Raw genomic sequence first — 22,686 nt, 5'->3', positions numbered from 1 at the left:
GATTGATAAATTCAGAGTGATTGGGTTTCTACCGTTTTGTATTTACGCTTGTGCTTCGGTCCGAAAGTAAAGTTGATACCCATATTTACGTTGACGGCTGCACGGCTGATAGGAGCGTAGTAGGCCGGTTCGTATTTACACATGGGAACATCTGCACCAATGAAGAAGTTGAAACCGCGCGGGTGGAAATTCAGCATGATGCCGGCATCGGAGCCGAAGTTGGATAAGGCGTAGTTTACCGATGCTTCAAACCAGGAGAGAGGGGCAACATTTGCCGAAACGCGTGCTTCCGTCCATGAGTGCTTGCCTTGCATGCGGGTGGTGGAGAGGAAGCCGAAGCTCAGACGGTCGTAAGCGGGCAGGGTATATTGAGCGCCCAGGTGCAGGGTGGCTGCAAGGGCGGTGGTACGCTTTAATCCTTCCCCTGCTTTATCAAACTTTGCCAGATCTGCCAGGTCATCTACCAATTCGTCCACTTGGGTGTCCAGTTTCTTGTTGTTGTCGGTTCCGTCGTCTTTCACGGAGATGTCGCTAAAACCGTCGAACGTGAAGTCTTTGCTCATCGTTCCTTTGGTGGTGTTTTTCCATGAAATGAAACCGAGGTCGAGCAAGGAGGCGGAGAATGTCCATTCGTCATTCAGTTTGTAGGTCGCTCCCAAATCAATAGCCATACCGAAACCTGTGGGGCCGAGGTTGTCCGTATCGAAATCGATGTCATCGTATGAAATCTGTCCGTCGGTTCCGTCTTTAAGTATCGGGGTTCTGTCTCCGTTGGCATCCAGGATATAGTCGTCTTCCTGATAGTTGCCGGTTTCGCCTTTGGTGGGCACGATGAGGCCTTTGGCAGACATGTAAAGCTCGGCATTTTTCGGGGTGATGGTCCATTTGTCCTGAGAGGCGAGGATGTTCAGTTCGTCAATGTGCATGGTGGCCTTTGCCAGTCCCACGAGCGCTTTTACTTTGGCGCCTACCGTGAGGCGTTCGTTGATTTCGCGTGCATGGCCGAAAGCGATTTCCGCATAGTTGGTAGATACGATGTTTACGTTCTTCACGTTGTAGCTGCTTCCCGTTTCGCTGGCTACCCCGTTTTTCATGAACTTGAAGAGCTCATCGGGCATGAAAACGTTGGTATTGGACTTTACGGAGATGCCGAGTGTGTTAAAACCGCCCCAGGCGTGGAAGCCTAAGGAAAGAATCGATTCGTCTACGTTGACACCTACTTTCAGTCTTTTGGGCAGTCCTTTCAGGAATTCGGCGCTGCTCACTTCCTCGTTCATGAAGGTGGTGAGGTCGCCGTTGGCTTTCTTGAAGATAAAGTCGCCTACGCCGCCTGTGGATTGTGCGCCGATTGTAAGATTGCCCAAGCCGGGAAAGCCGACGTAACCGCGTTCGCCCATGAAGGCGGGGTTTAGTTCGTGACGGTAGGTACTTCCTTCCAGAAAATAGGTTGAACGGCTGTTCTGTGTCTGTGCCATCGCATCGCCGATAGCAAGTGTCGCTACGGCTCCGGACAGTATAATCGCTAAAACATTTGTTTTCATTCGTTTCGTTATATATGATTGTTGAATCTTTTGTCTGTATCGCATGAAATAATATCTGTTAGTTCAAATCTACTTTGATACCGTTTGGAATTTTGAGTTTCATGTCTTTAAGCTGCATCCATTGTGTGCTTAGCAACTGAACATCGGTGGCTTGTCCGGGCACGGCTGTTATCTTCAGCTTCAGGCCGTCCAGCTTGCTGATGGCGCCTTCCGCCGTTTCGTTCAAGTTGACGTTGAGCGTGCTTGAAACTTCGGTCTTGCCGTCTTTGCTTTCCGTGATGGTTCCCTCTACGGTTACGTCGATGTCTTTTATCACGTTTCCGTTGGCATCCAGTGCGCTTACGTTTTCGTTCTTGATTTCCATTGCCAAAGGAATGGTGTTGACGGCATTTATGGAAAGAACAGCTTTCTCGATGTCTACATCTTCAAGGTCGAGGTCGAAGTTATCGAGCGTTTCTTCGTACACAATTTTCAGATTGCTGCCGAAGCTCAGGGGGATGTCGATGTCGTATGCGCTGTTCAGTGTGTAGTCCTGTCCTAAATTGACGGTGTAATACTGTTCTGTCTTTACGGCCGGTTTCAACTCAACATTGATGCGGTCGGGTATTGTTTCAATAATATCGTTCAGATTGGGCACGACAACTTTGGTTGCATTTGCCTCAACCACCGTTTTCTCATCACGTACTATTGAAATTGTCTGTTGCTTGTCTCCGCTGGGCTTCAAAGTGATGGATGCACCGCCGTTACCGCTTCCTATTTTAACGGTCTTGGTTACTTTGCCGTCCTTATATCCGGTCAGGACACCGTCCATTTCCACATCCGTATTCAGCGGGTTGTTGGCATTGAATGAGAATACAGGATTGGTGATGTCCAGCCTTATTTCATCGTCTTGCAGGAAGTCGGGCAGATTGTTCAGTTCCACTTCGGTAGGCTTCACGTCGATGTCGGGTTGGATAGTGCCGTAAACCTCACTTACAGCCATTTCTGAGAGGGTAACTGTGGGGGTGATACTTAAAGAACCGCTACCTTGGGGATTATTTGCATATATACCTTGCATTTCTATCGTTATCTTTTGGTTCTCGATTTTAAGGATTCTGTCTCCATTCTCTTCTTCAACTCTGTTTCCTTCACCGTACGTGTTCCCGAATACGTATTTGTTGATTTTCAGTTCTTTTTTAAATTCGGAGGGCTTTATTTGTACATCGGTCATGGTAAGGGTCTGACCGTTCAGTCCGTTCTCATTCTCGAATTGTATAAAGTCCGGGAAAGTGATTGTCATAGTTTTAATATCAACCCGTTCGATAGAAATTCCACCGCCAAGTTCAAATTTAAGAGTCAGGGTTGTCGGCATATCGGCAGCTAAGGAACCGATTTCTATGACGGCTTTGTCCACGCCGCGAGCTTCGGCGTTGATTTTGCCTTCCGATTGTTTTTTTGGTATAACAATATTGGCTCCGGGAGTCGATACAGAATTTAGCAGTGTAATCGCATCAATAATATTCTCGGACTCTGCAACCGTAACAGTTCCCACAGATGTATTCGTTTCATCTATATTATTCTTTTTCAGCAGATGATATTCTCCATCTACAATCTGCAAATCATCCCCCTCGTCCAGTTCGATGATTTTATCCAATGTTATCTTCTCCGTATATCCCACGGGAATTGCCAGGTGTTCGCCACCTGCGCTGATTGTCATGTCGATGTCTTTGTTCAGGTCGTAACTGCTGTCAATGCACGATGTGGTTATTCCTAACGATGTCAGTAATAGGGCCGCAGCCATAAGCGGTCTTTTCTTTGTGTTTAGCATCATAATTTTACTGTTAATAATTATTTTTGTTGTTTACTTATTTATATTGGAAAAATAGAATAGAGAAAAGGAACTTTAGATTAATTTCTAAAAGCTGTGCAAATATATAAATTTTATTTAATTAATGACGCTTTAAGCGTTAAAAATGTAAGAATATAGGTGAAATAAAACTGTTTAATCCCTTTCCGGTACATTGCCGTTTTACTGAAAATTATTTATAATTTAAAATGATGGAACATCCAGTCGCATACTGAATTCCTTTCGGTTGTATACTCATCCTATTTCAGTCGTATACTTAAATAGGTTCAGTCATATACTGAATAATGCCACTTTTATGCCTATTGATTATCAGTGGATTACAAATTCTGTATAAAAAATAATAAATTACGACAATTTGAGTCTTTATTCTTAAAACTGCTTAAAAATTGCTTAAGGCATAGAGTTTAATATTTATCTTTGAACAATTTACAATCAAAACATAAAACCGATAATACTGAATGATACAAATTATACAATTAAAGGGAACAGACAGGCGGCTATATGAGCTTGTAGCGCCATTGGTGATGAATCCCGATGTCTTAAAGCAGAATTATAACTACCCGTTTCGTACATCGGAAGATTTTGTTTGGTTTGTGGCAGTAGAAAAGAGGAAAGTTATAGGTTTTATACCCGTAGAAGAGAAGAAGAAAGAGTGCATCATTAACAACTACTATGTAGAGGACAATAATGAAAGCACGCTGAAGCTATTATTGGAGAAGGTTATATCGAATACAACTGCGGGTAAGGAATTGACATCGGTTACTTTCATGGAGCATTGCTCTCTTTTTAAGGAATTGGGCTTTTCGGAGGAGAAAGTCTGGACTCGCTACGTGAAAATGAAAAAAGACAGATAACTATGGCTGTTTCTAAAAATGTATACAAACTTGCGCAGGAACGTTTAGAGTTGATTTTTAAGGAGTTCGATACAATATGCGTGTCGTTTTCCGGAGGGAAGGACAGTGGCGTATTGCTGAACTTGTGCATAGATTACATCCGGCGTAATAATTTAAAGCGAAAATTGTGTGTGTTTCATATGGATTATGAGATACAGTACACCGTAACCATAGACTATGTAGACCGTATATTGGAAGCCAATAAGGATATTCTGGAAGTCTACAGGGTATGTGTCCCTTTCAAGGTCACCACCTGCACATCCATGTATCAGAGTTATTGGCGTCCCTGGGACGAGAGCATGAAGGAACTTTGGGTGCGTCAGATGCCGCAGGGTTCTTATACGAAAGAAGCGTTCCCTTTCTATACGGAGAAAATGTGGGATTACGAATTCCAGATGCACTTTGCCAAATGGCTGCATCAGCGGAAAGATGCGGTGCGCACCTGTTTCCTTATTGGTATCCGCACGCAGGAAAGTTTCAACCGTTGGCGCAGTATTCATCTGAACCGTAAGTACCAGATGTACCATAACTACAGGTGGACTTCCAAGATAGGCAATGACATATTCAACGCTTACCCCATCTACGACTGGAAAACAACGGATATATGGACTGCCAACGGCAAGTTCGGCTTCGATTATAACTATCTGTACGATTTGTATTATAAGGCGGGTGTCAATATAGAGCGCCAGCGGGTGGCAAGTCCGTTCCTGTGCGAGGCGCAGGAGAGCCTTGCATTGTATAAAGTGATAGACCCCAATACCTGGGGGAAGATGATAGGGCGTGTCAACGGGGTGAACTTTACCGGTATCTATGGCGGTACTCACGCCATGGGCTGGCAGAGCGTACGCATTCCCGAAGGGTATACCTGGAAGAGCTTTATGCAATTCCTGCTTTCCACCTTGCCCGAAGAAACCCGGCGCAACTATCTGAAGAAGCTGACCGTCAGCATCGAATTCTGGCGGACAAAAGGGGGATGCCTGGGCGAGAATACCATAAAGAAGCTGCAAGACGCAGGCATTCCCATCGAAGTGATGAATCATACCAATTACAAGACAAACAAGAAACCTGTCCGCATGGATTATCTGGATGATATCGATATAACGGAATTCAGGGAAATCCCTACCTACAAGCGCATGTGCATCTGTATCCTGAAGAACGACCACGCGTGCAAGTACATGGGGTTTGCCCTGACCAAAGAGGAGATATACAAGCGAGACAAGATAATGGAACAATTCAAAAATATGATGTTATGAGTGTAGATAAGAGTCCGGTATATAATGTAAAAGCAATTCCCGTAGAAAAGATACAGGCCAATGATTATAACCCCAATGTAGTGGCACCGCCCGAAATGAAACTGCTGGAACTGTCCATCTGGGAAGACGGATTTACAATGCCCTGCGTGTGCTATTACGACCGGGAGAAAGACAACTATATATTGGTGGACGGCTACCACCGCTATCAGGTATTGAAAACTTCCAAGCGGATTTATCAGCGCGAAAACGGCTTGCTGCCGGTTGTTGTAATTGACAAGGAGCTGTCCAACCGCATGGCGTCCACTATCCGTCATAACCGTGCGCGCGGGGCGCATAACATCGAGTTGATGTGCAACATCGTTGCCGAACTGGACCGTGCCGGTATGTCCGACCAGTGGATTATGAAAAACATAGGAATGGACCGGGACGAGCTGCTTCGTCTGAAGCAAATCTCGGGTTTGGCAGACCTGTTTGCCAATAAAGATTTCAGTATTCCTGACAACAAGCCGGAATATATGCCTTGATAGTTGAAATAAATCTCCTGTAAACTTGCATATTTTAGCCAAATCGCCTACATTTGTCAGCACATAAACAGAACAAACAAGTTGCATGGTCTTCGGACACAGAAATAAGTGCTGCATGAAAAAAATATTGGTTAGCGGTGGTGCCGGCTTTATAGGTTCTCATCTGTGTACCCGGCTGATTAAAGACGGGCACGAAGTAATATGCCTGGACAATCTCTTCACCGGTTCGGAAGAGAATATAGCCCATCTGAAAGGAAATCCCCGTTTTGAGTTCGTGCTTCACGATGTGGAATTGCCCTATGAGGCGGAAGTCGATGAGATTTATAACCTGGCCTGCCCCGCATCGCCGGTACATTATCAGCACGATGCCATAAAGACTATTAAAACTTCGGTATTGGGAGCCATCAATATGCTGGGGCTGGCCAAAAAGACGGGTGCAAAAATCATGCAGGCGTCTACCAGCGAAATCTACGGCGATCCTGTCATACATCCCCAAGTGGAAAGTTATTGGGGAAATGTAAATCCAATCGGTATCCGTTCTTGTTATGATGAAGGCAAGCGTTGCGCAGAGACGCTTTTTATGGATTATTACCGTCAGAACGGGATACGCATAAAGATTATACGTATTTTCAATACATACGGTCCGCGCATGCTGCCCGACGACGGGCGGGTGGTTTCCAACTTTGTGGTCCAGGCATTGCAGGACAAGGACATCACCATTTACGGTTCGGGCGCCCAGACCCGCAGTTTCCAGTACGTGGACGACTTGATAGAGGGGATGGTACGTATGATGAATACGGAAGAAGGGTTTATCGGTCCGGTAAATTTGGGCAATCCCAACGAGTTCTCCATCCTTGAACTGGCAGAGAAGGTTATTAGGCTGACAGGCTCCAAATCAAAACTGATATTCAAACCACTGCCGCACGATGACCCGAGACAACGGAAACCGGACATTACGTTGGCCAAACATAAACTGGACTGGCAGCCTGCAATAGAGCTGGAGGAAGGCTTGCTCCACATGATTGAATATTTCGGCAAGTATCGTTCCTGAATAAATATGGTACCAATAACGGGAAAAAATATAATACAAAGATGAACATGGAAATAAATCCTTCTGAGTACAAAATCCTCATCGTAGATGATGTGATGTCCAACGTATTGTTGTTGAAAGTACTCCTGACAAATGAGAAGTTTGCGATTGCTACGGCAAACAACGGACGGCAGGCCTTGGAGCAAGTGGATAAAGAACGTCCGGACTTGCTGCTGCTGGATGTGATGATGCCCGATTTAAGCGGCTTTGAAGTAGCGCAGCGTCTCAAATCCAATCCCGATACAGCGGATATTCCAATCATCTTTTTGACAGCGTTGAACAGTACAACGGATATAGTGAAAGGTTTTCAGGCGGGTGCCAGCGACTTTATTTCCAAACCTTTCAATAAGGAAGAGCTGATAATCCGTGTCACCCATCAGATTTCATTGGTGGCGGCCAAACGTATCATTCTGAATAAGACGGAAGAGTTGCAGCGCATCATTGCCGGGCGCGACAAGTTGTATTCTGTGATTGCCCACGATCTGCGTTCTCCGATGGGCTCTATCAAGATGGTGCTGAACATGCTGATGCTCAATCTGCCCGTTGAGAAGATTGGCGCTGAGATGTACGAACTGCTGACAATGGCAAACCGGACAACGGAAGATGTGTTTTCATTGCTGGATAACCTGTTGAAGTGGACAAAAAGCCAGATTGGCAACCTGAATGTTGTCTATCAGGATGTGGATGCCGTGGAAGTGGTAGACAGCGTGATTGATGTGTTCAATATGGTGGCCGGCTTGAAGAAAATTACCATCCGTGAAGAAAAGCCGGAGAAGTTGCCTGTCTGTACCGATATTGATATGCTGAAAACCATTATTCGCAATCTGCTGAGCAATGCCATTAAATTCAGTAACGAAAATTCGGAAGTGTTGGTGAAGATGGAAGAGCAAGGAGATACAGTGGTAGTCAGTGTAAAAGACAGCGGCTGCGGCATCGATGAAGAAGGACAGCAGAAACTGCTGCATACAGATACGCATTTCAGTACGTTCGGCACAAATAATGAAGAAGGCTCCGGACTGGGATTGCTGCTGTGTCAGGATTTTGCAGTGAAGATTGGCGGTAAGCTGTGGTTTACATCCAAGGAAGGAGAGGGGTCGACATTCTATTTCTCTATCCCGTTGAAGAAATAAAAAAGAGGACAATAAAACAATAGGGTGCTAAAGTGATATTGGCTGCAATATGATTCCTCAGATTTTATTACTTTAATTACCCTATTGTTTTATTGTACTCCTCTATTTCTTGCACAGTCTTTTAAAGTCACAGTATTCGCATTTCTTCGCATCTTCCGTCTGGGTAAAAGGCTCTTCGGGATTGTATATCTCCTGCAGGAGCGCCGATAGCCGTTCGCGAAACTCATCTTCATAAAACGCAAAATTGTTGACCGGCACTTTGGGCTGGCGCGGTGCGCCCATCTCGATAACGGGCGAGTAACTCTCGGATGCCGCACGGTGGATGTACAGCAGGGATGGAGCTACCTTCAGTCCTTGCTTGCGGCACATAATGGCAGCATACAGGAAAGTCTGGAAGATGTAGTTCGGACGGTTGTCGGCAGGGGTAAACAACTGCTCTATGCTTTCGGGAGTCTTGGGAGTGCCGCCCGTCTTGTAGTCCACGATGCGCAGGGTATCGCCTTTGCTGTCCATACGGTCTATCGTTCCGCCGATATTCAGCGGAAGCATTCCGGAAGGAGTCTCTATCTCCAGGGTTTCCGTTACTTTTTGTTCCATGCCTTCCATGCGGAAAGGGGCGTACTGCAGGTCGTTGCGGAGCAATTGCCGCAGATAGGATGCGATTACTTTGGAGTGGATAAGCTGTGTGCCGTTGTATTCGGGTTGCTCGCCAGCAGGCACATGGAAAAACTCCTCCTTGAAGGCGGTGTCTACGTATGCCTGCAACCTTACGTCGTTGCGGAGCAACTGCTCCAGGTCTTCCCGGCGTATCTCCTTTCCGTTGGCCGTGAGGTCCTGGTATACCAGCTCGGCGGAACGGTGGAAGATGGTTCCGAACAGGGCGGAGTCTATCTCTGTGCTTACCTCGTCGGGAGCTTTCAGTCCGGCAACGTAGCGGTAGTAGAATCTGAGCCGGCAGTCGAGGTAGGTGTTGAGTGCCGAAGGCGAAAAGAGTGCGTTGGGATGCCGGCGGATGTCGTATGCGTTGTACATCCGTTGCAGTACCTCGTCCGTCTTGTGTATTTCAATCTTGAGGCTTTGTTGGGGAGATTGCCCGGCTTCCAGATATTGGCGTGAGATGTCGTGGGGAGACTCGACGAGAAACTGGAGCATGAAGCGCGACATCTCACCCCGGTTCAGTCCGTCGGATGCCGTATTGTACAGCAAGGTAATATTCTCCGCACGCTGTATGAGGCGGTAGAAGTAGTAGGCATACACGGAGTTCTTATGCTCGATGGTAGTCATGCCGAACGCCTTGCGCAGGTTATAGGGGATGAAAGACGAATCGCCGCCCGCCTTGGGGAGCTGCCCTTCGTTGAGGGACAGCATGATGAGGTTGCGGAAGTCGAGGTTACGCGTTTCCAGTACGCCCATTACCTGCATGCCGATGGCGGGCTCGCCGTGAAACGGGATGTTGGTGGCGGTGAGCAGGCGGTTCATCAGGCGTTTCAGCGTGTCTGTATGCAGGCTCAGCCCGTCATTCTCTATCAGGCTGAGCAGGCGGTTGATGAGGGTGTAGCCCTTGAATAGGGACTCCCGGTAGAGCTGGTTGAAGATGTCCTCTTCATCTTTCTCCTGACGGTATATAACGGCCACTTCGCGCAGCAGCTCGGTGAGATAGCGGCAGATGGCAGCAGTTCCGTTCTGCGGGGTGAATACCTGTTCGAGAAAAGCGTCTTTTTTAAGCTCCGACGGAAGAGGGTAGAAGCGGTTGTCCTTGGTGAGTTGCTTCTCCAGGTCTTCGGCCGTGGCGGACAGTTGCCGGGTGTAGGGATGCTTCAGTACGGCAAGTGCGGCTTCGTAGGTATAGCGTCCCGTATCCCTGCGGTAGCCAGCGGTTTGCAGTTCCATAAGGGCGTTGATGTAGCTGTATACGGGTGTCTGCGCCAATGGAAATCCCATGGTTATGTTTACGTTCTCCACTTCCGGCGGGATGGAGTGCAGCACGGGCAGCAACAGTGCCTCGTTGCATAGCACAATGGCGTTTTCCTTCTCCTTGCTTGCTTCGGTATCGCTTTTCACGACCGTACGCACCCATTGGGGCAGGTAGCGGGCCTGCGCATTCTCCGTAGGAGCGGATATGAAACGTATTTTCTTGGGATGCCGCAGGACATCGAAGGCAGTTTCGGGCAGTTGGTTGGGAAACAGCTTGAGGTTGCGCAGGATAAATTCGCCCGCTTCGTGCACGTAGGGCGGTTGCTGTTCGTGGGGCAGGCGGGTGTAGAACACGTCATAATCCCAGTAGAACATGGCTTTGCCCGCATCCTGCAGGCGTTGGAAGAAGCGGGTCTCTACCTTGTTCAGCACGTTGAAGCCCACGAAGACGTAGCGGTCGTAGCGCAGCCGGTCCGTATCAAGCTCCTCTATTACATGGCGGTACATCATGCCTTCGTACGCGATGCCCAGTTCGGAGAGGTTCTTCCGGTAGTGCCGGTAGATGTCTCCCAGCTTGTCCCAAAGGGAGATGAACTTCTCTTTGAGTTGCGTGCGTTTGTCGATGGAGAAGTTCTGGAAAAACTGTTGTATGGCTTCTTCCTGCTCCTGGTCGAGGAAGTCGTAGTCGTCCATGATGTTCTTCAAATCCTGCAGATTGCTGAACAGCTTGTCGGCATCTACCAGGTTCTTGTCGGCATCGTCGAAGTCGCTGATAAGCAGCTCGCCCCAGAAATAGAAATCATCCAGAGGCTCTTCGCTGTGCGTTTCTTCGCGGAACACTTTGTACAGTTCGCACACCAGCCGGATAGGGTCGCCGGGTTTCAGAGGCGAAAGGCTGCGGAACAGTTCGCTGATGTTGACATATGCGGGAGACCACAACGGGCGGTCGCTCTGAGCCGCCAGGTATTCGTTGAAGAACAGGCTGGCACGCTTGTTGGGGAATACGATTGCCGTGCGCGACAGGTCGTTCCCTATCTTGGAGTATAGGTCTTGGGCTACTGATTGAAGGAATGTTTTCATACTTTCTCTATTATTTCTTCTTCTACATACCACAGATACCCGCTGATGGCATTGGCGTCATATCCCATGCGGACAAGTAATTCCATATACCCTTGTACCTGTTTGTTATATTTCTTGTTGGGCTTGCCGAACTTGAAGTCTACGACCACGATTGCACCGTCGCGCATCATTACGCGGTCGGGGCGGCGGTTGCGGAGTTCTCCGTTCTCCTGCCAGATGATGTCGCATTCGTTGAACAACTGCCAGCTTCCCGAATACCAGTCCTTGATTTGCGGTTGCGCAAATGCCTTGCGGGTGAGTTCCCGTATCTCTTCCTCTGTCTCGGCACGGCCGATGATACCTTCGAATACCAGACGGTTGACGGCATCGTCGATGTCCGCTTCCGTTTCAATGGCGGAGAACAGCGTATGCAGCAGACGCCCCCGGTTGATAAAGCGCCGGCCGGACTCGGCTTCATCCACTCCGGCTATGAAGTCGGCGGAACGGTTGGACTGCCGGAATTCGATGTCGTGGCGCATGCTTTCCGTATGTACCGGAAGTTTGACGGGCTTCTGTGCAAGCTTGTTCACAGTGCGGCTTTTCCCGTCCGGAGTGTCCGCATCCTTGTCCTTTCCATTCCGAACGCAGTGAAGGAGCGCCTCTTCCGACGGATATACCGCTCCGCTTTCATAGATGCTCCCTTCTTCGTCCCAACTGCCTTCTTCCGCTTTGGCCACTTGGGGCAGGGCGGCGGAGAGAAGTTCGGACATAGTGCCTTTCTGGTCTTTCCGGCTCCATACGATAAGGTTCTTTCCGGCACGGGTGAATGCCACGTACAGCAGGTTCAGGTTATCCACCCACAACTGCAACCGTTCGTTGAGGTAATCTTGCCGGTAAACGGACTCCGCCATTGTGGACGAGTAGTTGACAGGTACAAGGTCTATGGCATTGTACGGCGCTTCGGGGGCGGTGCACCACACCAGTTGGTTGTATGTTTCGTTCTCCAGTTTCCAGTCGCAGAAGGGGATGAGCACGGTATGGAACTCCAGTCCCTTGGACTTGTGGATGGAGAAGATGCGTATGCCGTCCATTTCTCCGCTGGGAATGGTTTTGTTGCAAAGCGTCTCGTCCCAGTAGCGGATGAAACCGTCGAGGTCGGATGAGTTGTTTTGCAGGTACTCTGTCACCGCATCGAAGAAAGAGAACAGATAGGCGTCCTGCTTTCCGATGCGTCCCATGTCGAACAGTGTGAAGAGTTCTTCCAACAATTCGTACAGAGGCATCAGGCGCAATTCGTCCATACGGGCGACGAACTCTGCGGGAAGCGCGGTTCTTGCATCGGCGGTCAGCAGTTTGTGCCAGTCGGCAGGCGCTGCAAGGGGAGCTTCCGCTTCTCCCTTACCGGTAATCTGCAAACTGTAATTCGCGATTAACGAGGCTCTCGCTATCTTCTCTTCCGGATTGGACAGGTAGCGCAGGGCATCTATCAGCATGCAAATGGCAAGCGAGGCATCCAAGCGGAACGCTTCGTCCGATACAACGGGCAGGTGCAGCTCTTTGTCGAAGTAATCCGCAATGGGCGGTATATTCTTGTTTTTGCGCACAAGAATGGTTATATCGTTCAGCTTCACGTCTTCCGAAAGCAGCCTTTGCACTTCTTCGCCCATAGCCGACAGGGTCTTTTCCGTGTAGTTCTGTTCTTCATCGGGCTCTAGGAAGGAGACTTTGACATAGCCTTTGTTTTCCGTCTTGGGAGACTCCTGGGCTACATCGGCATAGGCGCGTTTCAAGGGGATGCACTCTTCCTTCAGCTCTTCCAGATGCAATGCGTTCAGATAGTCTACTGCGGCGGTAAACAGGCGGTTGTTGAAGTGGATGACATTCGTTTCGCTCCGACGGTTTGTCTTCAAGGTTTCCACGCGCACCGGGAAAGGGAAGGGGAGCTGGACACCGCTTTCGCAGTGTAGGGGTTTAGCGTCGTAAAGTGGCACTTCAGCATCGTAAAGTGGCACTTTAGCATCGCAGAGTGGCACTTTAGACTGGTCGCTTCCCAAGCTGTTCAATATCCCCCAGTCGCCATTCCGCCAGCGGTATATGGACTGTTTCACATCTCCCACAATGAGGCTGTCCGCTCCCTGCGAAAGCCCTTCGAGCAGCAGCAGGCGGAAGTTGTCCCATTGCATGCGGCTTGTGTCCTGGAACTCGTCTATCATTACGTTGCGGATGTTGGCGCCTATCTTCTCGAATACGAAAGAGGAGTCGCCTTCGTGCACTAATTTGTGCAGTAGCGCATTGGTGTCGGACAGCAGAAACCGGTTGTGCTCGCGGTTCAGGGTGCGTACTTCTTCGTCGATGTGATTGAGCAGTTGCAGTTTGTTGAGGTGTTGCAGCGAGAGGCGGCAACTGTTTATCGTGCGGTTCTTCTGCGGGCGGAACCTTTCCGCATCCTGAAGCAGGGGCATCAGGCTGGTTTCGGCAAGGCGGATAATCTCGTCCTTGCGCGAAGATGTCTTGGTAGCCCAGTTCTTGGCGTCCGCCAGGCAGTTTTGCAGGGTGGCATTCAAGACATCCTTATCCGCCAGCCGTCCGTCGCGCAACTTGCGGAAATAGCTGCCTATGCCGCGTGCACCGCCTTTCAGGTCTTCGGGCACAAGGGCATGGCCTTCCAGCTCGCCTTCAAACTGGTCGTAGAAGCCTTTCATCTGCTCCAGTGCATCGGTCTCCATTTCGCGCAGTACGTCGCGATAGAGCTTTATCGTTTCGGGAGAGCGCAGCTTGAACCGCAATCCTTCGCCGCGTTCTATGTAGCTTTCGTCGAAAATGTTCCGTCCGAAGCTTTTTACTTCGTTGGACACATTCCAGCGTTTGTCATCGGCAATGCGTTCGTTGATGTAGTCCAGCAGCCAGGCCAGTACGGGCGAAGAGGGGGTGAGCTTTTCAATCATGCTGTCTACGGCATCGCTCAGCACCTCGGCGTTGTTCAGCTCGATGTTCAGGTTGGGGCTGAGTTCCAGTTCGCGGGCAAGGTTGCGCATGACCGACTGGAAAAACGAGTCGATTGTTTCCACGCGGAAGCGGCTGTAGTCGTGCAGCATATACTGTAATGCCATTCCGGAGCGTTGGCGCAACTCCCTGTCGGAAAGAGAGGCGGTTTCCGGCTTCTTAGCCAAATCTTCTTTGATACGTTTCAGGTAGGCATCCGATGCGGGGTCTTCCTTCCAGATGCCGTAGAGCTGCGTCAGAATGCGCTCTTTCATTTCCGCCGTAGCCTTGTTGGTAAAGGTCACGGCAAGTATCTGCCGGTAGGCGCGGGGATTGAGAATCAGAAGCTTGATGTATTCCACTGCCAGTGTGAAGGTCTTGCCCGAACCGGCTGAGGCTTTGTATACTAATAGTTCCATGTAGGCATGCAGGTTTGAAGTTTGGTTGCAAACATACGGAAAAATCATGAGAAAGACTCTTAAGTGCGCCATGAAAAAGAGGCATGCAAAAAGAGATGCCTTGAAAAAAAAGGTTTATTATCCGTCTCTTTTCAGACATGAGTTGCACGGATTTCACAGAAAAAGGATAAGGTAAATCTGTGAAGTCCGTGCTTGAAAGAAATTGTCAAGTGCATTTTGACAACTTTGTTTATGTATAAGCCTTATCTCAGAGAACCGGTGTCTGGAACAGGAACGTGAAAGAAGGACTGTCTTTCAAATCCTTTACGGCATCTCCCGCATAGACTTCTCCATTGGTCAGAGAGAGTTTCTTGACCTTGGCTTGGGGGCTGAAATCCATCTTCTTCAAATCGAGCCAGAAGAGGTTGGGAGTAAGGGTGGATTCAAAGTAATATACCTTATCTTTCTGATTGGCTACCGAGCGCCAGCGCGTGGAGGAGATGTGAGGCTTGTCGGGCGTAGTGATTCCGAACGGTACGGATACGTTACGCATCACACTCAATACGCCGGGTACTGCAATCGCCGCGTCTGCTGTCTGCGGAATGGCATGAATGTAGAATGACGCGCGTACAAAACGGTCGCTGGAGCGGTTGGTTCCGGGCAGCATCTGTAATCCGCCGACTTCCTTCCAATAGTCGTTGACGACCAATTGATACTCGTACCTGGGCGAGTTGGTCATCACCCGGTATTCCTTGCCCTCGTGGATGCTTAGTTTCCCGTCCAGATATTCCAGGATAGCGGTATTCCCCGTTTCGTCCGTAATAGCCAGATGAAGGGTGGAAGCCGAGCCGTTGGGCATTCGGGGAGCGTCGATGCGGAAAGTCTCCTTCTTCAGTTCGTCCACGGCTTCGCGCACGGTGGCGAAGTTGTCGAGCACATACTGCGTCCAGATGCTGATGCCCATTACGGGGCGGGTGTCTCCGGGACGGTCGTATACGGACTCCGGCAGGAACAGCAGTCCGGCCACCAGTCCTTTCTCGTTCATGCCGTCGCACGTACCTATATCATAGCCTGTGGCAATGACACTGCCGTACTTTGAAGTCCATTTCACTGTTTCGCCTTTATTGTAGCCGGCCCGTTGCATTCCTCGCGGAAACACGTAGATGTTGCTCATGATGTCCTCTTTCCAGTCCATCGTACGGCCTGTGATAACCAGATTCTCCGGTCCGATGTAAGTAGCGCGCGTGCATGCGTCCGCTTGCTGTATGGCTACTGAAAACAGGGCAGCCAAGGCTGTCAGCGCTACCGTTCCTCTTTTTTTATTCATAATCTTGTTTGTTAAGTGGGTTATATGCAAAGAGTAACAAATGCGGCGTCAAACAGTTTGATACAGGCTGGCTTTTTAGCTTCTATTCCGTTTTTTCTTTCAGCAGTTCTTCCATTTTCAGTACTTCGTCGCGGTATTGTGCGGCTTCGATGAAGTCGAGTTTCTTGGCGGCTTCCTGCATCAGTTTCCTGGTGCGCTCGATGCTCTTTTCGAGTTGGGCGCGACTCATGTACCGGACAATCGGGTCTGCGGCAACCGTGGTGCTGCTCTCTTGTTCCACATAGGGACGGGGCGCGGTTGCCGGGGATTTTTCCTTGCCGGTTCCACCTTCGGCAAATCCTTCCGTGCCGGCAAATACGTTGAGGTTCTTTGCCTTCTTGATTTGCTGAGGGGTGATGCCGTGCTCCTCGTTATATTTCAACTGCTTCTCGCGGCGGCGGTTGGTTTCGTCGATGGTGAGCTGCATGCTTTCCGTTATCTTGTCGGCATACATGATAACCATGCCGTTGACGTTACGGGCGGCGCGTCCCGCCGTCTGTGTCAGCGAGCGGTGGGAGCGGAGAAATCCCTCCTTGTCGGCATCCAGAATAGCCACAAGAGATACTTCCGGCAAGTCCAGTCCCTCACGTAGAAGGTTGACACCGACAAGTACATCGTACTCGCCCTCGCGCAAGTCGCTCATAATCTTTACACGTTCCAGCGTGTCTACGTCGCTGTGTATGTAGTTGCACTTTACGCTGTTGTTGAGCAGATACTCCGTCAGCTCTTCCGCCATGCGCTTGGTCAGCGTGGTGACGAGGGTGCGCTCGTTGCGTTCGATGCGCAACTGGATTTCTTCCATCAGGTCGTCTATCTGGTTGTGGCTGGGACGCACTTCGATAATGGGGTCCAGCAAACCGGTGGGACGGATTACCTGCTCCACAACGATGCCTTCGGATTGCATCAGTTCGTAGTCGGCAGGGGTGGCGCTGACGTATATCACCTGCTTTGCCATCGACTCGAATTCCTCGAACTTCAGCGGGCGGTTGTCCATTGCGGCGGGAAGCCGGAAACCGTATTCTACCAGGTTTGTCTTCCGGGCACGGTCGCCGCCGTACATGGCGCGTATCTGCGGAACGCTGACGTGACTTTCGTCAATGACGATAAGAAAATCATCGGGAAAGAAATCCAGCAGACAGTAGGGGCGCGTACCTGCCGCACGCCCGTCGAAATAGCGCGAATAGTTTTCTATGCCCGAGCAGTGACCCAGTTCGCGCAGCATCTCCATGTCGTAGGTAACGCGCTCCTGCAGACGCTTTGCCTCGAAAGGACGGCCTTCGCTCTCGAACCACTGCACCTGCTTGTGCAAGTCGTCCTCTATCTCGTGGATGGCGCGCAGGGTGGCTTCTTTGGTAGTCATGAAGAGGTTGGCGGGGTATATCTTGTAAGCATCGAAACGGGCGATTGTAACACCGCTCACGGGGTCTACCTCTTCGATGCTGTCCACCTCGTCTCCCCAGAAAACGATGCGCAGAAGGTTGTCGGCGTATGCAAGGTAGATGTCTACGGTATCGCCCTTTACACGGAAGTTGCCGCGGTTCAGGTCGATGTCGTTGCGGACGTAGAGGCTGTCTACAAGACGGCGCAGGAATACGTTGCGGCTGTAGGTTTTTCCCTGCTGCACTTCGATTACGTTGTTATAGAAATCCGCCGGATTTCCCATACCGTAAATGCACGATACGGAAGATACCACCACCACGTCCTTGCGTCCGGAAAGCAGGGCGGAAGTGGCGGCAAGCCGCAGCTTGTCTATTTCGTCATTGATGGCGAGGTCCTTTTCTATATAGGTGTCCGAAGAGGGCAGGTAGGCTTCGGGCTGGTAATAGTCGTAATAGGATACGTAATATTCCACTGCGTTATTCGGGAAGAATCCCTTGAACTCGCTGTAGAGTTGTGCCGCCAGCGTCTTGTTATGGCTCAATATGAGCGTAGGCTTGTTGATGTTGGCTATGACGTTGGCAATGGTGAATGTCTTTCCGGAGCCGGTCACGCCCAGCAAGATCTGTGCGGGAACTCCCTCAAGCACTCCTTCGGTGAGCTGTGCGATTGCTTCCGGCTGGTCGCCGGTGGGGCGGTAGGCGGATGTTAACTCGAATTTATTCATTTCATCAGTATTGTCGGGCAAAGATAGGAAAGGAATGAAAATAAAGCAACTTAATGGGTCTAAAAACAATGCTGCCATTGTAAGTCCTTGCATCGTCAAGCCGGAAAACAGACGGAATGTATATGAAATCTGCTTCTTGAAGAATATTGAAGTTTTTCGTACTGAAAATTTGCAAATCAGTAAGTAAAACATAACTTTGCGGTATCAATTTAACAATAACCATTAATGTAATACAACAAAAACATGATTTGGAACGAGAGTATCGAATGCATGGACCGCGAAAGTCTTCGCAAAATCCAGGGCATTCGTCTTAAAAAGACAGTGGAGCGTGTGTATCATGACACTCCTTTCTATCGCAGGAAAATGCAGGAACTGGGCATTGCCCCCGATGACATCAACAGCATCGATGATATCGTGAAACTTCCTTTTACCACTAAATACGACCTTCGCGACAATTATCCTTTCGGGCTTTGTGCTGTTCCCATGAGTCAGATAGTCCGTATTCACGCATCTTCCGGAACAACGGGAAAGCCTACCGTGGTGGGGTATACGCGTAAAGACCTGTCGGCATGGTCGGAATGCCTGTCGCGTGCTTTTACTGCATACGGTGCGGGCAGCTCGGACATTTTCCAGATATCCTACGGATACGGACTCTTTACCGGCGGACTGGGTGCGCATGCCGGTGCCGAGAATATCGGCGCATCCGTCATTCCGATGTCCAGCGGCAATACGGAGAAACAGATTACGCTGATGCACGATTTCGGTTCGACGGTGCTTTGCTGCACGCCCTCTTATGCGCTGTATCTGGCGGATGCCATTAAGGACTCCGGTTTCCCGCGCGAGGAGTTCAAGCTGAAGTTCGGTGCATTCGGCGCAGAGCCGTGGACGGAGAATATGCGCCGCGACATCGAGGCGAAGTTGGGAATAAAGGCTTATGATATTTACGGGCTGAGCGAAATAGCAGGTCCCGGCGTGGGGTACGAGTGCGAATGCCAGCATGGGACGCATCTCAACGAAGACCATTACTTCCCCGAAATAGTAGACCCGAACACTCTTGAACCGGTTGCTCCGGGCGAGACGGGCGAACTGGTGTTTACCCACCTTACCAAAGAAGGCATGCCGCTGCTGCGATACCGCACCAAAGACCTTACCGCCCTGCATTATGACAAATGTCCTTGCGGCCGTACACTGGTGCGTATGGACCGTATTCTCGGACGTAGCGATGATATGCTCATCATCCGTGGCGTGAATGTATTCCCCACGCAGATTGAATCCGTCATTCTCGAAATGCCCGAATTCGAACCGCATTACCTGTTGCTCGTCGACCGTAAGAATAATACGGATACCATGGAACTGCAAGTGGAAGTCCGTCCGGAATACTACTCGGATGAAATCAACAAGATGCTGGCTTTGAAGAAAAAGCTTACCGCACGCCTGCAAAGCGTACTGGGCCTGGGCGTGGATGTCCGCCTGGTAGAGCCGCGCAGCATCGAGCGCAGCGTAGGTAAAGCGAAGCGCGTAATCGACAATCGTAAATTGTAAATCGTAAAATAGTAAACTTATGGTAGCAAAACAACTTTCTATTTTTTTGGAAAACAAGTCCGGTCGCCTTACGGAAGTGACGGAAGTTCTTGCCAAAGAGGGTGTCAATCTCTCTGCACTCTGTATAGCCGAGAATGCCGATTTCGGTATTCTTCGCGGCATCGTCTCCGAACCTGATAAGGCGTATAAGGCATTGAAGGATAATCATTTTGCCGTCAATGTGACCGATGTGGTGGGAATCAGTTGTCCCAACATTCCGGGTTCATTGGCAAAGGTGCTCCGTTGCCTGTCTGATGAAGGCGTGTTCATCGAATATATGTACTCCTTTGCCAACGGGCAGACTGCCAATGTCATTATCCGTCCCAACGATATGGAAAACTGTATCCGGGTATTGACGGAGAAAAAGGTGGACTTGCTGGCTGCGAGCGACTTGTATAAACTGTAAAAAAAGGACAGTATGAAGGTTATGAAAGGGAGTGTGCCAAAGTAGGGATACCCCATTCATCTTTGTTTTTGAAAAATTAAGGTGCGTATCTTTGTTTAATTCGATGCGAACCTCTATCTTTGCACATTATTTGAATAAAAGTAATGAAGAAGAACGTCCTTATAACTTTGCTTGCAGCACTGCTGCTCTCCTCATGCGGAGAATACAACAAGTTGCTGAAAAGCACAGACTACGAATACAAGTATGAAGCGGCAAAGAATTACTTCGCAAAAGGCCAGTACAGTCGTGCTGCCACGTTGCTGAACGAGTTGATTGCCATTCTTAAAGGTACTGATAAAGCGGAAGAGTCTCTTTACATGCTGGGTATGAGCTATTATAACCAGAAAGATTATCAGACTGCCGCGCAGACATTTACCCAATACTATAATGTGTACCCGCGCGGTACGTTTACCGAACTGGCGCGTTTCCATGCCGGAAAGGCATTGTTCCTGGATACGCCGGAGCCCCGTTTGGACCAGTCCGGTACATACAGTGCGATTCAGCAACTGCAAATGTTCCTTGAATATTTTCCTGACAGCTCGAAGAAAGACGAGGCCCAAAGCATGATATTTGCTTTGCAGGACAAGCTGGTTATGAAAGAATATCTCTCTGCCAAGCTCTATTATAATTTGGGAAATTATTTGGGAAATAATTATGAATCTTGCGTTATCACTGCACAGAACGCATTAAAGGATTACCCTTACACCAATATGCGTGAAGATTTGTCCATCCTTATCCTGCGCGCCAAATACGAAATGGCGGTGTATAGTGTGGAAGACAAGCGTGCGGAACGTTATCGTGAAGCGGTAGACGAATATTACGCCTTTAAGAACGAGTTTCCCGAAAGCAAATACATGAAAGATGCCGACCGCATCTTCAAGGAAGCGCAGAAGATTTTGAAGGACTGACAGAAAGTGAAACAATTGTTGTAGAATAAAATTAATTTAGATAGAAATTTATGGATTACAGAAAGACAAATGCTCCTACTACTACGGTGACTCGTGATATGATGGAGTTGTGTGAGGATACCGGTAATGTATATGAATCAGTAGCGATTATTGGTAAGCGTGCCAATCAGATCAGTGTTGAAATCAAGAATGACCTTTCCAAGAAGCTGGCCGAGTTTGCTTCTTACAACGATAATCTTGAGGAGGTATTCGAGAATCGCGAACAGATTGAGATTTCCCGTTATTATGAGAAGTTGCCGAAACCGACATTGATTGCCACTCAGGAATATCTTGAAGGTAAGGTATATTATCGTAATCCTTCCAAGGAAAAAGAGAAATTGCAGTAATGATACAGCGTATTCAATCCGTTTATTTGTTATTGGTGGCTATCCTGCTGGTTGTGGCTCTTTGCTTGCCGGTGGGACAGTTTATCGGTCCGGATGGGATAGCGGCTCATGTATTCAAGCCGTTGGGCGTGACTTTGGCCGATGGAAACTTCCAGTCTACATGGGGCTTGTTCGGCATTCTGCTGTTGAGTGCGATTATTGCGTTATGCACCATATTCCTGTTCCGTAACCGTATGTTGCAGGTTCGTATGACGGTGTTCGGCAGTCTTTTGCTGATAGGTTATTACATTGCTTTCTTCGCGTTTATGTTTATCCTGAAAAACGATTTGAATGCAATGGCCTTCCAGTTGGGATGGGCTTTATGCCTGCCTGCCGTATGTATCATACTGAATTATCTGGCTTTCCGCGCTATCTATCGCGATGAGCTGATGGTGAAAGCTGCGGACAGATTGAGATAAAGAGAAAAGGTCTGTCCGGTAAGACAGACAGTCCGGTATAAAAAGCGGGGCGAGTGTTACATTCAACACTCGCCCCGCTTTTTATATCTCTGTATCCGGATTATACCGTTATTTTCTTTATTTCCTTAAATCGAACAAATAAGTGATTTTAGCGGTGATGACTCCGTGTGCCGAACGGGAAAAGTAGTCCTTCTTGGTACTGTTGTAGAAGTCGGACAAGGCATAATAGTATCTGCCTTCCACCAGGAAATTTCCGGCTTTGGTGCGAAGTTCCACGCCGGCTCCGCCCGTAATGCCGTAGTCGAACCTGTTGTCTACGGCTTTGTCATGCTGTTCTACGGTCAGTCCCGGGTAGTTGTCCCAGTCGCCGCTTATCGTATAGCTGTCTCCTAAAAAGAAGCCTATCTGCGGACCGGCATGGACGAAGAACTGCAAACCTCTGTCCTTACCGAATGCCAGATGTGCAAGGAAGGGAATTTCCAGATAGTTCATCTTCCGCGTGTATTGCAGTTCGGGATAGTCCTCATAAAATTCGTCCCAACCGTGCTGGGAGAAGTTAAGTTCGATTTGTGCACCGCATATCATGCTGAAATACTTTTCGGAAATATAACGAGCGGTCACTCCGCCGTTGATACCCATCAGGTTGTTCTGGCGGACTCTGGGAGAGAAACTTACGCTATTCAGGTTGATGCCGCCGTTGATGCCCACGGAAAAGTTATGGCGTTGTTCGCCTATCTGTGCGTTTGCCGGCAAAGCACATGTACCTGCTAAGAGTGCTGTTCCTATAATTGTTTTTAGTTTCATTTTC

General features: G+C 49.1%; 17 protein-coding genes. 10 read left to right on the top strand and 7 right to left on the bottom strand.

Annotated features, from left to right (window positions below; translation table 11 throughout):
* Positions 1–11: 11 nt before the first annotated feature.
* Both H8S52_RS05355 and H8S52_RS05350 read right to left on the bottom strand, forming a co-directional pair.
* Positions 12–1,586, bottom strand: coding sequence for a DUF5723 family protein (locus H8S52_RS05355; RefSeq protein ID WP_118939586.1), 1,575 nt, complete (start codon positions 1,584–1,586; stop codon positions 12–14).
* Between the two features lie 13 nt (positions 1,587–1,599).
* On the bottom strand, positions 1,600–3,351 hold the full coding sequence (locus H8S52_RS05350) for a hypothetical protein (RefSeq protein WP_186909425.1): 1,752 nt from the start codon (positions 3,349–3,351) through the stop codon (positions 1,600–1,602).
* Positions 3,352–3,845: 494 nt separating this feature from the next.
* Between H8S52_RS05350 and H8S52_RS05345 the strand changes: the two genes are divergently transcribed.
* The 5 genes from H8S52_RS05345 (at position 3,846) to H8S52_RS05325 (ending at position 8,277) form a co-directional block, all read left to right on the top strand.
* On the top strand, positions 3,846–4,241 hold the full coding sequence (locus H8S52_RS05345; protein ID WP_022103845.1) for a hypothetical protein: 396 nt from the start codon (positions 3,846–3,848) through the stop codon (positions 4,239–4,241).
* 2 nt (positions 4,242–4,243) lie between these two features.
* Positions 4,244–5,533: a DUF3440 domain-containing protein gene (locus H8S52_RS05340; protein WP_151870607.1), complete on the top strand. Its 1,290-nt coding sequence runs from the start codon at positions 4,244–4,246 to the stop codon at positions 5,531–5,533.
* Entirely contained in the window at positions 5,530–6,057 is a 528-nt protein-coding gene (locus H8S52_RS05335; RefSeq protein ID WP_117666059.1) for a ParB/RepB/Spo0J family partition protein, read from the top strand. Before H8S52_RS05340 ends, H8S52_RS05335 begins: the two co-directional genes overlap by 4 nt.
* Positions 6,058–6,172: 115 nt before the next feature.
* Complete coding sequence (locus H8S52_RS05330; RefSeq protein WP_186909424.1) at positions 6,173–7,108, top strand: UDP-glucuronic acid decarboxylase family protein; 936 nt, start codon at positions 6,173–6,175, stop codon at positions 7,106–7,108.
* Positions 7,109–7,149: 41 nt separating this feature from the next.
* Entirely contained in the window at positions 7,150–8,277 is a 1,128-nt protein-coding gene (locus H8S52_RS05325; RefSeq protein WP_117906210.1) for a response regulator, read from the top strand.
* Between the two features lie 102 nt (positions 8,278–8,379).
* Here the strand turns inward: H8S52_RS05325 and H8S52_RS05320 are convergent, their stop codons facing one another.
* The 4 genes from H8S52_RS05320 to uvrB form a co-directional block, all read right to left on the bottom strand.
* Positions 8,380–11,271, bottom strand: coding sequence for a PD-(D/E)XK nuclease family protein (locus tag H8S52_RS05320; RefSeq protein ID WP_186909423.1), 2,892 nt, complete (start codon positions 11,269–11,271; stop codon positions 8,380–8,382).
* Entirely contained in the window at positions 11,268–14,651 is a 3,384-nt protein-coding gene (locus H8S52_RS05315; protein ID WP_186909422.1) for an exodeoxyribonuclease V subunit beta, read from the bottom strand. Before H8S52_RS05315 ends, H8S52_RS05320 begins: the two co-directional genes overlap by 4 nt.
* Positions 14,652–14,898: 247 nt before the next feature.
* Positions 14,899–15,957, bottom strand: coding sequence for a linear amide C-N hydrolase (locus H8S52_RS05310; protein WP_117857211.1), 1,059 nt, complete (start codon positions 15,955–15,957; stop codon positions 14,899–14,901).
* Between the two features lie 82 nt (positions 15,958–16,039).
* Positions 16,040–18,100 (bottom strand): excinuclease ABC subunit UvrB, encoded by a 2,061-nt coding sequence (gene uvrB / locus H8S52_RS05305; RefSeq protein ID WP_117985157.1) that lies wholly within the window; start codon positions 18,098–18,100, stop codon positions 16,040–16,042.
* A 243-nt stretch (positions 18,101–18,343) separates the two neighbouring features.
* Here uvrB and H8S52_RS05300 point away from each other — a divergent pair, with 243 nt between their 5' ends.
* From H8S52_RS05300 to H8S52_RS05280, 5 genes are all read left to right on the top strand, one after another.
* Positions 18,344–19,642: a phenylacetate--CoA ligase family protein gene (locus H8S52_RS05300; protein ID WP_117985134.1), complete on the top strand. Its 1,299-nt coding sequence runs from the start codon at positions 18,344–18,346 to the stop codon at positions 19,640–19,642.
* Positions 19,643–19,661: 19 nt separating this feature from the next.
* Positions 19,662–20,087 (top strand): hypothetical protein, encoded by a 426-nt coding sequence (locus H8S52_RS05295; protein WP_004290856.1) that lies wholly within the window; start codon positions 19,662–19,664, stop codon positions 20,085–20,087.
* A gap of 143 nt (positions 20,088–20,230) precedes the next feature.
* Positions 20,231–21,034, top strand: a complete 804-nt coding sequence (locus tag H8S52_RS05290; RefSeq protein WP_005653868.1) for an outer membrane protein assembly factor BamD — start codon at positions 20,231–20,233, stop codon at positions 21,032–21,034.
* Between the two features lie 50 nt (positions 21,035–21,084).
* The gene (locus tag H8S52_RS05285; RefSeq protein WP_005653870.1) at positions 21,085–21,420 is read left to right on the top strand and encodes a DNA-directed RNA polymerase subunit omega; all 336 of its coding nucleotides are present in this window, start codon (positions 21,085–21,087) and stop codon (positions 21,418–21,420) included.
* Positions 21,420–21,878, top strand: a complete 459-nt coding sequence (locus H8S52_RS05280; protein ID WP_016662744.1) for a DUF4293 domain-containing protein — start codon at positions 21,420–21,422, stop codon at positions 21,876–21,878. The genes H8S52_RS05285 and H8S52_RS05280 overlap by 1 nt, the downstream gene beginning before the upstream one ends.
* Before the next feature lie 117 nt (positions 21,879–21,995).
* On the opposite strand, the gene H8S52_RS05275 is transcribed toward H8S52_RS05280, so the two are convergent.
* The gene (locus H8S52_RS05275) at positions 21,996–22,682 is read right to left on the bottom strand and encodes a porin family protein (protein ID WP_117740062.1); all 687 of its coding nucleotides are present in this window, start codon (positions 22,680–22,682) and stop codon (positions 21,996–21,998) included.
* Between the last annotated feature and the right edge of the window lie 4 nt (positions 22,683–22,686).

The sequence above is a fragment of the Bacteroides sp. NSJ-48 genome (assembly GCF_014287405.1).
GTDB lineage: Bacteria > Bacteroidota > Bacteroidia > Bacteroidales > Bacteroidaceae > Bacteroides > Bacteroides stercoris.
Note: the sequence above shows the minus strand (reverse complement) of the source record. Positions and strands in the feature narration are given on the sequence as shown.